This is a genomic window from Algibacter lectus (assembly GCF_900112395.1).
Classification (GTDB): domain Bacteria; phylum Bacteroidota; class Bacteroidia; order Flavobacteriales; family Flavobacteriaceae; genus Algibacter; species Algibacter lectus.
The window spans coordinates 413,831-428,342 of sequence record NZ_FOLN01000001.1 but is presented as its reverse complement, the minus strand read 5'-3'; the positions used below and the strand labels follow the sequence as shown (position 1 = coordinate 428,342).

The window sequence follows — 14,512 nt, the reverse complement described above, 5'->3', positions numbered from 1 at the left end:
GAATTTATTGAATTACTTTTAACCCTTTTGGAGCCTCTATAGATGTTGTTATTTTACCGTTAGATTCTTTTTTATGACCGACTTTTAATACTCCAAATTTTGTTGGAAACGTACCGTTAACAAATTCTAACTCGCCAAGGTGTGGTTCTAGTTTTATAGTATTTCCGCCATCTAAAACATTTACGCCTAATACATGCTGTGTTAACCAAGATGTTGGTCCGCTTGCCCAACCATGGCATAAACTATGCCTTAATCCTACATAACAAAAGGCTCCAAAATCTTTATGAATATCACTTTTGTTTTCAGTGGGAACTTCGTCAATTCTTCCGCTAATTTTGCCTTCTGTAATATTAAAATCTTCCCAAAACGTTGTAGCACCTAAATCTAACATGCCACCCCAATAGTCTTTAATAACATTTATAGCCCCGTTGTAATCATCGGCTTTAGCCATAGCTTCTAAAATATAATAGCCATAAAATGTAGACATATTTTCTACGCCGTTTTTTGTTAAAATTTCTAAATTAATTTGTTTTGCTTTTGCAATATCTGCCAATACCATTAAGGAGGCTGCTTGTTTTGTTGTGTTGCCTTCAGGGATATGTTTCTTTAAATTTTTAGATATTTTTTTATATTTTTTCTGTAGATCGGGTCTGTTAAATTCTCCCATAATGTCCGACCCAGCTTCAAAAGTCATAATCATCATAGCTTGTAAGCCTGCATGAATAGCTTTAGGATCTGTACTTGTTGGCCAATCTAAAAAACGCATTCCGTTTAAAACCTCTTTATTATCGATATCTATAAAAGTGCTTAACTGATCTAACAATGCAATCATATAGGTTTCTTGTTCTTTTAAGTATGGTAAATCACCATGATAATCGTACCAGTTTTTATGAATTAATAACCACCACATTGAATACGAACTAATGGTATTCATCCATTGTGGTAACGGGTGTTGGTCTCTTGCCAAATCTAAACTTTTAGGGACAATACTATTTTTTCCAAAAACAGTATTAATCGTCATCACTTCGGGATGCATATCGCCAACCCAAACTAAACGATCTCTTTTTATACCGTCCCATAAATAACTTTGCATGTTTAAATGCACAGTATAAGCACCTGTTAGCCAAATATCATTTAAACGTTTATCGCTACTTTCAAAGGAGCCTAAATAGGAAATGTCTCTATATGTAAATGCTGCTGCAATTTCTTTTAATGGTGCGTTTTCATTAGCGTCAACTAAATCAATTCTAAGAAAACGAAACCCAGTTTCTCCAACTTCCACAGAGCCTAACCATGGGACTTCAATAATAAAATCTCTTAAAGAGTGTTCGTTTGTTGCTGTATTTTCACCACCAACATCAGACATGGTTTCTGAGACCGATTCACCAAAACGCAATCTTAATTTAAGTGGTGTTTTACTCGGTCTAATGCCCATTGATATTTTTACACCACCATGAATTTCTTTTCCGTAGTCTAAAATAATACCGGGTTTGTGAGTGTCTGTGCTTATTAATCTGAATTGATTTTTATCATTCACAGCTACTTGGCCGTTTCCTTTTTTTAATAAGGTTTCTTCGTTTTGGATATACGTATCTGTATTATCCGATTGCCAAATGATTTTTTGCGGGGTTAAATAGGTTTTAACCATTTTTGAATGACTCGCTCTAGCTTCATCACTTTCGTTGAAAATAGGAGGGAGTTGCCCGAAAAATAAGGTTTGGCTTAAAAGGAAAACCAATAATATAGCGTGTGTTTTTTTCATTTTTTGACTTTATTGAAAAAGATTAATAATTTTTATGTGTTACACTGGCTTGTAAAAGTACCTCAGAATACAATAAATAGTATCCTGTTGAAACCTGTTGCCTTTATATATTAAATGAAAGGCGGTTACTTGTTTTTGGTTTAAAATCATTGATATAAAAAAGGAGTATAGCAGATATAGCAGGATACATTAGGGGATTATATTTAATATTTTTGAGGACTAATTTAATATGTGATTTTATGTTTTTTGCTAGTATTCGATTTACTCTTCTAATCATTAGTGTTTCTATGCTGTTTCAAAGTTGTAAAAGTCAAAACGATGTAAAAGAACGAATTGAGGATACACAGCCATTAAACGTTGTACTTATTTTATTAGATGATCAAGGTTATGATACAGCCATAGATGGAACAAAAGGTATTAAAACACCTAATTTTGATAAGTTTACAAGAAAAGGTATGCGTTTCACTAATTCTTATGCTAGCGTACCATCATGTTCGCCAAGTAGAAGTTCTATTAATACCGGTATGTTTCCGCATGCAAATGGGCATTGGAGAAATACCATAACACCAAAATTAAGTGATCCAGATAGTTTCTTTGGAAAAGAATCTCCAACGGTTGATGCAGTAGGTATTCATGAATACATTAAAACTTTACCAGAAGTTTTGAAGGAATATGGGTTTTTCACAGCTATAACTCAAAAATTTCACATGAGTCCACCTTGGAAATTTCCATATTCAGATAGGAATCCTGTTCATAATAATCCGGAGGAGTATAAAAGGGTGATTTCAGAATTTATAGATAATGCAGGAAGTCAGCCGTTTTTTTTTCAAGCAAATATTTCGCCGCCACATAGAAATTTTGACACTCATATGAATGAGTTTCCTGAATATATGGTAGACCCAAGTATCATTACTGTTCCAGAATATTTACCAGATACGCCGTTAATGCGCGAGGATTTGAGTAAATATTTTGGGTGTATACAGTTAGCCGATGCTTGTGCGGGAAGTATTATAGAGGCTTTAAAACTTAAAGGGAAATTAGAAAACACCCTAATTATTTTTACTTCCGATCAAGGTCAACCTTATCATAGAGCGAAAGCCTCAGCTTATGCCGAAGGATTACATGTGCCTTTCGCTGTTGTTGGTCCAAATATTAGAAAGAATAAAATCTCTGAGGCGTTAGTTTCTCATGTAGATATTATGCCTACTATATTAGACTTTTTAAATATTCCTGTACCCCAGACTGTTCAAGGTAAATCTTTAATTCCTATTTTATCTGGTAGAGCAAAAAAAATACAGAGCAGAAAATATATTTTTGGCGAGCATAATTCTCATGGACCAAATCCAAAGGAGCACTACCCAAGTCGTATGGTTTTTGATGGTGAATTTTATTTTATTAAAAACTTAATGCCAAATAAAGATTATTTACTTCCTGCAGATTTAAGTGATGTTAAAGGTTGGAATAATAGAAGTTATGAGGCTACTATACAGGCTAAGTTTAGCCATCCAAAACAGTGTAAAATTTTAAGGTTACTAGAATCTGGACGGCCGGAAGAGGAACTTTATAACATTAAAACAGATCCATATCAGCTTGTTAATTTGGCTAACGATGCTAATTATAATACAAAAAAAATGGAGTTAAAAAACGCATTGAAGACATGGCGAAAGGAAACACACGATGAAGTTGAAAATCCAGCAAAAATAAAGACACGACAAAACATACGTTAACGTTTTATAAAAGTAAATAGGTTTTATAGTATAAAAGATAAGTGTATAAGTGGTGGTCTTTTCTTGCGTAATAGAGATAAATAAAGTCTTGTTTCAATAAATTACTAGTGTTGTATCTTCCAAAGGTAGTGACAGAAGAAAGATGAAAGCATTTTTTTTGTTCTTTTTGTTTCCTGTTTGTTATTGTTTTAAGGGCGTATCTTGTATTAAAAGTTGTTATTGCAGATTCGGCAGGATGCAATTATGTTAAGATTATATTAATATTGTTGGAGTTAGAATAAACCATTAATCATCAAGATTAAAAAAAATTAAAAACTAAATTATGAAATTAATTAATTACGAGAATGTCTTGAAGAAGATTCTATTCTTTTTCTTTATTATGCTTTCTTTAGGAAGTTATGCTCAAGAAATTGTTAAAGGTGTTATTAAATCTTCAAACGATTTACCTTTACCAGGTGTTGCTGTTGTACAATTAGGAACATCCAATGGGACGGTTACAGATTTTGATGGTAATTATGAAATCACTTTAAAGCCAGGATCTAAAACATTAGTCTATAGATATATTGGGTTTGTATCTGTTGAACGTCCAATAAATAGTTCGGGTACTGTAAATATTACTTTAAAGGAAGATATTCAATCATTAAACGAAGTGGTTGTTATTGGTTATGGCGCGGTAAAAAGGGAAGATGTAACAGGTGCTATAAGCTCTGTTAAAAGTAAAGATTTAGAAGATCAATTTTATACTAGTATAACTGAGACCCTTCAAGGTCAGGCTTCAGGTGTATTGGTTTCTCAAGATTCAGGTGAACCAGGCGGAGGGATTTCTGTAAATATTAGGGGGATAAATAGTATAAGTGGAAGTAGTCAGCCGTTATATGTAATAAATGGTATTCCATTAGGTTTAGATACTCAGGCAGAAGGCGATAACTTTTTTACAAGTACTAACCCGTTGGCAGATTTAAACCCAGATGATATTGAAAGTATAGAAGTTTTAAAAGATGCATCGGCCACCGCCATTTATGGTGCTAGAGCAGGAAATGGTGTTGTTTTAATTAAAACCAAGGAAGCAAAGGTAGGAAAAACAAGAATTGAGATGTCTTTTAAAAGCTCTATTTCCAGTATTGGATTACCTTACGAGTTAGCCACAGCAAGCCAGTTTGCTCAATTTGCAAATGATAGAACGGTATTACAAACTCCACAATTAACGTATCAACAATTGGTAGATGATGATAGAATTCAATTTGATGGATCAGAACCAAATAGACCGCTACCTGAAAATGCTGGTGTAGGTACCAATTTTATGGATGCTATTTTTAGACAAGGTTTTAATAATACTGTGAATTTTAGTATTTCCGGTGGTACAAAAGCATTTTCTCAGCTATTATCTGTGAATTATAATCAAAATGAAGGTAATATTATAAATTCTGTATTTCGCAGAATGAATTTGAGATATAATTCTAAAATGAAAGTGGGTGATAATTTCACACTTAATACAAATCTTCAATTAAATAACACCAAAAATCAAAGGGTGCAAACTAGTGCAAGAAGTGGTTTGGCAGGTGTTGTTTTTTCGGCCATGAGGATTAACCCATATGTTCGTTTATTTGATGAAGCTGGCGACTTGAATGAGTTTGACCAAGAAGGCGAAATTGTACAAAATCCTTTAATTGAAGCAACGCAAGCAGATAATGTTGTGCGAGGTAAATCGATGATATTCTCTACAAGTGGGGTGTATAACTTAGCCAAAGGTTTAAACTGGACCAATAGAATTGGTTTTAATTATAACAATAATACAAATCAAAGTTTTCAAAACAAAAAAACACGATCTGGACGAAACGCTAATGGACGCTTATTTCTTTCTGATGCTGAAACTAATAGGTTTACAGCCGAATCATTTGTAAATTATAATAATCAAAACTTCAATAGTCATAACATAAATGTTACGGCTGGTGCTAGTTATACCGATGTTACAAGTTTTAGAAAAAGCACACTGTATAACGATTTTACATTCGATGATTTAGGCGTAGATGCTATCCAGTTGGCAGGAACTATTTCGGATCCTAAATCTTTTAAATCAAATAATTATATCCAATCCTTATTATTCAGGTTTGTTTATTCATACAAAAAGAAATATACCTTTACAGCAACAGGTAGAAATGATGGGGATTCTAAATTTAGTCAAGGAGAGCCATGGGGATTCTTTCCTTCGGCCGCGCTTTCTTGGGATATAAATAAAGAAGGATTTATGAAAAAAATAAGATCCATTTCTCAATTTAAGTTAAGAGTCTCTTATGGTGAAGTTGGTAGTTCTATTGGTGTAGGGCCGTATTCAACATTAGATACTTATGCAATAGGTAGAATAGGGTTAACAGACAATACCTTAAATACTGCTACTTTTTCTGAACGTATTGCAAATAAAAACCTGACTTGGGAAACGAGTAGAACATTAAATTTAGGTGTAAATTTAAATTTCTTTAAAAACAGGTTAAGAACATCGGTGGATGTTTATGAAAGAATAACTGATAATCTATTAAACAACCTACAAATACCATTACAGAATGGTTTTGGATCAATACCAATTAATGATGGTGAATTAGAAAATAGGGGTATTGAAATAGATTTGGGGTATGATATTTTTAATAATGAAAAGTTTTCGTGGACAACCAAACTAAATTGGACGAAAAATGTGACTAAGTTGATTGAATATGGTACAAATGAGTTTATTCAAGGGCCTAATTTAGCGACCAATTTCTTTGGAATAGATGGAACAAGAACAGCTCCGGGACAAGAATTAGGTTTGTTTTATGGTTACAAAGTTACAGGGTTAATTCAAGTGGACGATTTAGTAGATTACGCTAATGGTAACTTCAATATTAGAACTGAGCCAGGGATAGATTCTGATGGTAATCCAGTCGATGTTCAAATTTTTGCAACCACAGCTCGAAATAACAATGGTAATGGTAACCCACAAGCAAATACACCAGGGTTATGGAAGTTTGACGATCTTAATGGAGATGGCGTAATAAGTATAGAAGATAGGCAAGTTATAGGTAATCCTAATCCAGATTTTTTCTTCGGATGGAACAATCAATTTAAGATTGGAGATTTTAACATTTCCATGTTCGTACAAGGCTCTTTCGGTAATGATATTCTTAATCTGAATAGAGGTTTTATTGGCTCTGGTTGGGTAGGTGCTAATAGTTCTCAAGATTATCTTAAAAACCGTTGGACCCTAGATGATCAGCATAACGATATCAGATACCCAAGTAATGGAAGTCCTGAAGTTGTTAATATTCCAAATTCTGTTTATGTAGAAGATGGTTCTTATGTTAGACTTAAAAACTTAAGTGTGAGGTACAATTTAAGAAAGGTTCCCTTTTTTAAAAATGCGTCTATAATTGCAACAGGAACTAACATGGTTACTATTACAAACTATACCGGGCCAGATCCAGAAGTTAGTACAAATGGAAATGGCGCCTTAAATAGAGGTATTGATTATTCGGCTTACCCAAGACCAAAGGTGTATACATTAGGAGTAAACTTAACATTTTAATAGTCTAAAATAAAAAAATATATTATGAAACTTAAACATATAATAGTTTTCTGTTTAATGATTGTAGGCCTTGTATCGTGTGATACTGCCTTAGAAGAGGAAATATTTTCAACCTACAGTAGTGATACGTTTTATCAAAATGAAGATCAGTTACAAGCTCAAAATCTTGGGATTTACGAAGCGTTTAAGCATGTTGTTTGGGAGCAGGATATGTATATGATAGGAACTATGGCAGGAAGTAAATATGCTACTTCTAGGAGTCTTGGTTTTGCTATTCATTCAGCTTATTTAACTCCAGAACAACAACCTTTTAGGTATGACCGTATATGGCGTACTGGTTTTATTGCGATTGGACGGGCTAATACGATTATTAAAAATATGCCTTTATCTCCTTTTTTTACAGAACAACCAGAAATAGCTAATCGCTATTTAGCAGAAGCAAGATGGATGCGTGCATATACTTATTTTCAGTTAACACAAGTTTTTGGCGATTTACCTATCTATACAGAACCAGTAACATCGGCAAATCCAGATATTTTATTTAAAGGAAGAAGCTCTGTAGGAGATGTTTATAATTTAATAATTGAAGATTTAATATTTGCAAATGAGAACTTACCAGTAACTTGGACTAAAACAGGTTCAGGCCGAGTAACAAAAGCAGGAGGAGCTTTCTTATTGGGTAAAGTGTATTTAACTTCTGCAGGATTACCTTTGGAAAGAACAGAGAATTATCAAAAAGCTATAGAGGTTTTAAAGCCGTTGGCAGATAATCCTCAAGATTACGATGTGGCATTAGAAGATAATTGGGGAAGAATATTCGATATTTCTAATGAAGGAAATAAAGAAATTATTTTTGCATTTGGAAATATTTACGAAAATGGACTTGGAGGCGTATTACCTGTTTGGGCAAATCCTAACTTAAGCACTGTTGGAGGAATACAGTCAGCAAATGGTAGTAATTATTTATTAGCATGGCATCCTGCTATTTTAGATCTTTACGAGGCTGATGATGTGAGATTGGTTCAAGGATATCAAAATACATATATCAATAAGCGTACAGGTAATGAAGTACCATATAAAGCAACCCCGCTTGTATCGCGTGGAACGACTTATCAGGGTAGAAGTGGTATATGTTCTACTAAATACATGGATGGTGGAGCTACAAATAATGTAGCGCACACAAAAGATCATATTGTTTATAGGTATGTTGATGCCTTTTTAATGTTGGCAGAAGCTTATAATGAAAATGGAGAGGCAGCAAAAGCATTGCCATATTTAAAAATTGCTAGAGATAGAGTAAATGCTAGTGAAATTACAGAAACAGATCCGGTTGCTCTAAGAACCATTATTAGAGAAGAGAGAACAAGAGAACTTTATGCTGAAATGGGAGAACTTTTCGATTTAAGACGTTGGGGGACTGTAGAACAAGAGTTTGAAGATCACTTATTAAGAAAATGGAGATACCCAAATAATAGTTGGGATGATAAATTTATTTTATCTCCATTACCTAATGCTGAGATAAGTAAAAATCCAAATTTATTGCCTAATAATCCAGGATGGTAGTATAACATTTTAGAAGAGTAAAAGCCGCAAATTTTATGTTTGTGGCTTTTATTACTAAACAATAATTAGTTTTTTACTGTCATAACAGTATAGAATATGAGATGTATATATATATTATTTAGCTTAGCTGTACTGTTGTCTTGTAAGTCTAGAGTTTTAGAATCTAGTGAAATAACTTCGCGAAAATCACCAAACCTTGTTATAGTACTTTCAGATCAACACTCTGCCGATATGGTTGGAGCATATGGCAATACACAAATAATAACACCAAATTTAGATAAGCTTGCCAGCGAAGGCATGTTACTTGAAAATGCATTTTCGAGTCAACCCGTTTGTACACCTTTTAGAGGGATGTTAATGAGTGGCATGCATCCATTAAAAAATGGAGCCTTTGTTAACGATGCGCCTTTATTGCCTAATAAAACAAATTTGTTGGCAGAAATATTAAAAGAAAAAGGCTATCAAACCGCGTATTTTGGAAAATGGCATTTATTGGGGGGCGATAGAGATAGACCTATTCCTGAAGCGTTAACTTATGGTTTCGATACTATTTTAACCAACAACTGTCATGTAGATTTTAGGGCAGGGAAAGCCTTTTTTTGGAATAAAAACGGGGAAAAGGAATTTTTTAGCGAGTGGGAACCCTATGGGCAAACACGTCAAGCTATTAATTATTTAAAGCAAATAGATAAAACCAAACCATTCGCCATAATTTTGTCTTTACATCCACCACACGATTGGGGCAAGTTTAAAGGAGAGGATGGTAAAATGCATTATCGATACGACACAGAGGATGAGTTGATGAATTTGTATAATCGAGATTCTATAATTTTACGTCCTGGTTTAGAAGATACTCCAGATAGAAGACGCATGTATCACGGCCATATGGCACAAGTTACAGGAGTAGATATTGCTTTAGGTAGATTGATGGATCAATTAAAGAGTATGGATGTGGAAGATAATACCTTGGTAGCATTCTCTGCAGATCATGGAGATATGTTAGAATCTCATAACGCCGTTTTGCCAAAGCAATACCCACACGATTATTCTAACAAAATTCCGTTTATCATTAAATATCCTAAGAAAATAAAAAGCGGCTTAAAAACAAAAACGCTTTTTGGGACTTTAGATATTTTACCTACCCTTTTAGGGTATTTGGATATTGATACGAAACAAGAGTTTGATGGTCGTGATTTGTCGGCGGCATTAATAAAGAACCAATCTAATAAAGATAATTATGTACCACTTTGGGTATATCGTCTTGGCCATGCAAATAACATTAATTGGCGAGGTGTTGTTACAGAAGAATTTACATTTTCTATGGATAAAGATAATAACCCTATTACCAATACTTTGTTTGATAGAATAAAAGATCCATACCAATTAAATAACTTATATGAAGATCCAGAATACAAAGTTATTAAGAGTCGTCTCAAAGAGTTGACTTACCAATGGATGGATAAATACCATGATGACTTTTATGGGGCTGATGAGTTTAAATCCGTTCAGCCAAAAGAAACATGGCAGTATAATTATACCAAAAATCCTGTTGAGCTTTTTGAAGCTAAAAACAAATAATAATTCGATAAAAATATTAAGATGAAAAAACTGTTTTTTTTAATTTTAACTTGTGCCTTAATCACTAGAATAGAGGCTCAAAATAAACCCAACGTAGTTTTTATTTTAGCTGATGATTTAGGCTGGAGCGATGTTACACTTTACGGTAAAACTAAACTATACGAAACTCCAAATTTAGAACGTTTGGCCGCTAGAGGTATTACTTATACAAGAGCTTACGCAGCAAGTCCATTATGTTCTCCAACACGATCAAGTATTTTAACGGGACAAACACCGGCTAGAACGGGTATTACAGCGCCTACTGCACATTTAGGAGAGGTGAAATTAAAAGCAACACTACAAAAAAATCCAGCTCCTGGGAATAAAGCGGTCATGTTAGAATCTGTTTCACGACTAGATAATCAATTACCAACTTTAGGTAAACAATTTAAAAATGCGGGGTACCAAACAGCACATTTTGGAAAGTGGCATTTAGGAAAAACACCTTATTCTCCTTTAGAACATGGTTTTGATGTTGATATTCCACATTGGCCAGGGCCAGGGCCTGCAGGTAGTTTTGTTGCTCCATGGAAATATCCAAGTTTTAAAGAAAAATATACTAAAGAACACATAGAAGATAGAATGGCAGACGAAGCCGTTTCTTGGTTAAGATCTATAGATAAGTCTGTGCCATTTTTTATGAATTATTGGCAATTTTCTGTGCATGCGCCTTTTGATGCCAAGGAAACTCTAAAAAAATATTATAGAACAAAAGTAGATTTAACGGATGCGCAACATTCTGCAACTTATGCAGCAATGATTCATTCTATGGATGATGCCATTGGACGATTGCTAGATGAATTGGATAGATTAAATTTAAGCGAAAACACCATTATTGTTTTCACGAGTGATAACGGAGGGAATATGTACAATGGGGTAACAGATGTTTTACCAAACGGAGAAGAATATGTAGCTCCACCAACAAGCAATAGACCTTTACGTGGCGGAAAAGCAACGATGTTTGAAGGCGGCGTAAGAGTGCCAACAGTTATTTCATATCCTGGAATTACTGCACCTGGAACAACGAGTGATGCATTAATTCAGTCTACAGATTTCTATCCAACGTTGTTGCATTTAGCAGGTTTAGAAATGCCTAAAAATTACACTGTTGATGGTATTGATATTACCGAAACTTTAAAAGGTAAAGATGTAAAAAGAGAAGGGGTCTTTACATATTTTCCGCATCAACCAGGAGTTCCTGATTGGTTGCCAACAGCAATGTCTGTGCACTCTGGAGATTGGAAATTAATTAGGTTATTTCATCAAGGAAATGATTTTAAGCACGATTATTTATTATATAATTTAAAATGGGATGTGAGCGAGCATAATAATTTAGCCAAAGTATATCCGGAAAAAGTTACGGAATTAGATAAATTAATTGAGAAACATATTCAAGATACAAAAGCTATTATACCCATTCAAAATCCAAAATTCGATATAACCAAGTACAGACCAGAAAATGTTGGAAAACAACTAAAAGGATTAAAAGGAGAGAAACTAGAAATTAATTAAAGAAAAACACCCATTTCTAGGGTGTTCTATTAGTGTTTAGAAACTATAAAAAAAATATTATTTATGAAATCTTATATAAAACTAGCATTCGCCTTTGCTTTTTGCGTTTTAAATGCGCAATGTCAAAGTACAAACGACACCGCGAAAAAAAGTGGTGTTAATAAAGAAAAATCCAAACCAAATTTCATTGTCATTTATACAGACGATCATGGATATTCAGATCTTTCAATTCAAGGTATCAAAAATGATGTTAAAACTCCAAACATAGATAATTTAGCTCGTAATGGGGTGCGTATGGAAAGTGGATATTCTACAGCGCCGCAATGTGTGCCATCTAGAGGCGGTATTTTAACAGGACGTTTCCAATCTAGATTTGGATTAGAACTTAATGGTGATTCTTTGGAAGGATTTGATGCAGAAACCACTATTGCGGACAGGCTTAAAAGTGCTGGTTATGCTACTGGTATGGCTGGAAAATGGCATTTGGGCCCTGGAAATCAAATAACCAAACATGGTTTCGACCATGTGTTTTACAAAAACAGTGCGCAACCAGGAGTGGCTAATTTTAATTTTGAAGGTAAGTCTATTCCTTTAGCTGCTGGAACTACTAAAATGTATCATTTAGATGCGTGTAGTAAAGCGGCAACAACTTTTATAGAAATGCATAAGGATAAACCGTTCTTTTTCTATTTAGCATATAGAGCACCACACGTGCCATTGGATGCGACACAAAAATATTTGGATCGCTTCCCTGGTAAAATGCCAGAACGTCGTCGTCAAGCTTTAGCCATGCTTTCAGCTGTAGATGATGGTGTTGGAGAAATTATGAAAACTTTAGATGAAAATAATTTAACAGACAATACGGTTATTTTCATTATTGGAGATAACGGCGCACCTTTAAAGATTACAAAAGAAGATAAACCTGGGGGTGGTCCTGGATGGGATGGTTCTTTAAACGATCCATTGAATGGTGAAAAAGGCACCTTAATTGAAGGAGGTATCAGGACCCCTTTCGTGGTGTATTGGAAAGATAAATTGGTAAAAGGAACATATAAGCACCCAGTGTCCTCCATGGATTTTGCTGCAACGGCAGTAGAATTGGCAGGATTATCAACAGATGATAAGTTAGATGGTGTTAATTTAATTCCCTTTTTAAACGGAGAAAAATTGGGAGCTCCTCATGATAAATTGTGTTGGAGATGGGGAGGACAATCGGCCATTAGAAAAGGTGAATGGAAATTCTTGAAAGGTGATGATAGAGAATATCTTTTTAATTTGGATGAGGATATTGAAGAAAAGAATGATTTGCTTGCTAAGCATCCGGAAATAGTTAAGGAGTTAAAAAAAGAATTATTGGCATGGAGTAATGGATTGACTCCAACCGGGTTTTCAAAAGGAGAAATGTCTAAAAATGCTAACGCCTATTTTGATTATTATCTAGATGGAAAGCTCAATAAAAAAATTAAAGTAGGTAAAAAATAAAACATTTACAGGTTGAGGTTTAAGTAGTTAGTCCGCCTAAAATGTAATCTGAGGACTAGATTAAGCTTATGTCTAAAATAAAATTAGAAATGAAAAAAAATATAATAATGCTTTTGGTTGCAATGCTTTTTGTAGGTGCAAATTATGCTTATTCCCAACAGAAAAATGAGGTTTTACTGGAAGGTGTTGTTATAGATGAATATAAGATGGTAGTGCCATATGCTGCCATAGGTATACCTTCCAAATATATGGGTACTGCAAGTAATGACGAAGGTGGTTTTCAACTATCACTGGCTAAAAGCAACCTGCAAGATTCTTTAGAAATTTCAAGTATTGGCTATAAAACATATAAAATAAAAGTTCAAGATTATTTAGATAAAAAAGTGAAAAGTATAGTCCTAAAAGAGGATATTGTATCACTTTCTGAGGTTAAACTTTTAAATCCTAGTGCGTATGTTAAAAATGCTGTAAAAAAGGTTAAATATAATACGTTAAGTTCTAAACATCAGTTAAATATGATATACAGGCGCTCTTCTGTAGAAGATGGCAAAACCCGTTTTATGGTAGAGCATTATCTTAAAATATTAGATTATGGGCCTACGGTACCAAGTTTTGATGAAATGGAAATTGCAGAGCAAAGAAAATCTGCCGATTATCGATTCGTTAATAAAAAGCAACCTGTGCATACCGTAATTGTAATGGCTCAAATAGACCCAATAAGACAAGGTTTTTCATTAAAAGATTATGATTGGAGTAAAACAGGTGATACCTCTTATGATGGTGAAGATATTGTTATTATTTTAGGTAAAGAAAAGGACAATCCAAAGAAATTTATAAGGCTCTATATAGGTATTGATACTTACGGTATTTACAAAATGGAACTATCTAGATTAAATTCTCTTTTTCTTTATAAGAAAGATATTAATGGAAAATTAGTTTTGAGTTATCATAACAGAGACCCGTCTTTTCAGGGAACCATTAGTGAACAAAAAAGGAAACTTTTGAAGTTGAAAACTACAAAAGTAAAATGTGCTTACAGACATGAAGCCATAGTTTTAAGTGTGATTTCGGATAGAAATAAATTTGATATTGAAAATATAAATAGTAAGCGTAGCGATATGGGAGACTTTGATATAAAATACAATCCTACCTTTTGGGATACTATTAATTTGCCTCCCGAAACCGCATTTTACAAAAAAAGTGTAAACGATTTAGAATCTATTTATGGTGTGCCAATAGAAACACAATTTAATGCTGTAAATAAATAAATAAATAAATAAATAAATATAATATTTA

General features: G+C 33.7%; 8 protein-coding genes. 7 read left to right on the top strand and 1 reads right to left on the bottom strand.

The features are described 5' to 3' along the window. Nucleotides 1–4 precede the first annotated feature (4 nt). A complete protein-coding gene (locus tag BM246_RS01550) occupies nucleotides 5–1,762 on the bottom strand; it encodes an alpha-L-rhamnosidase-related protein (protein WP_074935492.1) in 1,758 nt (585 codons plus the stop codon). A 287-nt stretch (nucleotides 1,763–2,049) separates the two neighbouring features. On the opposite strand from BM246_RS01550, the gene BM246_RS01545 reads away from it, so the two are divergent. The 7 genes from BM246_RS01545 (at nucleotide 2,050) to BM246_RS01515 (ending at nucleotide 14,484) form a co-directional block, all read left to right on the top strand. Further along, the gene (locus tag BM246_RS01545; protein ID WP_074935754.1) at nucleotides 2,050–3,489 is read left to right on the top strand and encodes a sulfatase family protein; all 1,440 of its coding nucleotides are present in this window, start codon (nucleotides 2,050–2,052) and stop codon (nucleotides 3,487–3,489) included. Between the two features lie 322 nt (nucleotides 3,490–3,811). Beyond that, entirely contained in the window at nucleotides 3,812–7,042 is a 3,231-nt protein-coding gene (locus BM246_RS01540; protein WP_083415671.1) for a SusC/RagA family TonB-linked outer membrane protein, read from the top strand. A 24-nt stretch (nucleotides 7,043–7,066) separates the two neighbouring features. Further along, complete coding sequence (locus BM246_RS01535; protein ID WP_083415670.1) at nucleotides 7,067–8,605, top strand: RagB/SusD family nutrient uptake outer membrane protein; 1,539 nt, start codon at nucleotides 7,067–7,069, stop codon at nucleotides 8,603–8,605. 96 nt (nucleotides 8,606–8,701) lie between these two features. Beyond that, the gene (locus BM246_RS01530) at nucleotides 8,702–10,183 is read left to right on the top strand and encodes a sulfatase family protein (protein WP_083415669.1); all 1,482 of its coding nucleotides are present in this window, start codon (nucleotides 8,702–8,704) and stop codon (nucleotides 10,181–10,183) included. A 21-nt stretch (nucleotides 10,184–10,204) separates the two neighbouring features. Further along, a complete protein-coding gene (locus BM246_RS01525) occupies nucleotides 10,205–11,734 on the top strand; it encodes a sulfatase (RefSeq protein WP_074935489.1) in 1,530 nt (509 codons plus the stop codon). A 63-nt stretch (nucleotides 11,735–11,797) separates the two neighbouring features. Next, entirely contained in the window at nucleotides 11,798–13,216 is a 1,419-nt protein-coding gene (locus BM246_RS01520; protein ID WP_074935488.1) for a sulfatase family protein, read from the top strand. A gap of 89 nt (nucleotides 13,217–13,305) precedes the next feature. Beyond that, on the top strand, nucleotides 13,306–14,484 hold the full coding sequence (locus BM246_RS01515) for a carboxypeptidase-like regulatory domain-containing protein (protein ID WP_074935752.1): 1,179 nt from the start codon (nucleotides 13,306–13,308) through the stop codon (nucleotides 14,482–14,484). Nucleotides 14,485–14,512: the final 28 nt, after the last annotated feature.

What these genes read in the sequence shown, in the direction of transcription:
- BM246_RS01550 (WP_074935492.1), bottom strand. Translation starts at nt 1,762, where the DNA reads ATGAAAAAAACACACGCTATATTATTGGTTTTCCTTTTAAGCCAAACC.
- BM246_RS01545 (WP_074935754.1), top strand. Translation starts at nt 2,050, where the DNA reads ATGCTGTTTCAAAGTTGTAAAAGTCAAAACGATGTAAAAGAACGAATT.
- BM246_RS01540 (WP_083415671.1), top strand. Translation starts at nt 3,812, where the DNA reads ATGAAATTAATTAATTACGAGAATGTCTTGAAGAAGATTCTATTCTTT.
- BM246_RS01535 (WP_083415670.1), top strand. Translation starts at nt 7,067, where the DNA reads ATGAAACTTAAACATATAATAGTTTTCTGTTTAATGATTGTAGGCCTT.
- BM246_RS01530 (WP_083415669.1), top strand. Translation starts at nt 8,702, where the DNA reads ATGAGATGTATATATATATTATTTAGCTTAGCTGTACTGTTGTCTTGT.
- BM246_RS01525 (WP_074935489.1), top strand. Translation starts at nt 10,205, where the DNA reads ATGAAAAAACTGTTTTTTTTAATTTTAACTTGTGCCTTAATCACTAGA.
- BM246_RS01520 (WP_074935488.1), top strand. Translation starts at nt 11,798, where the DNA reads ATGAAATCTTATATAAAACTAGCATTCGCCTTTGCTTTTTGCGTTTTA.
- BM246_RS01515 (WP_074935752.1), top strand. Translation starts at nt 13,306, where the DNA reads ATGAAAAAAAATATAATAATGCTTTTGGTTGCAATGCTTTTTGTAGGT.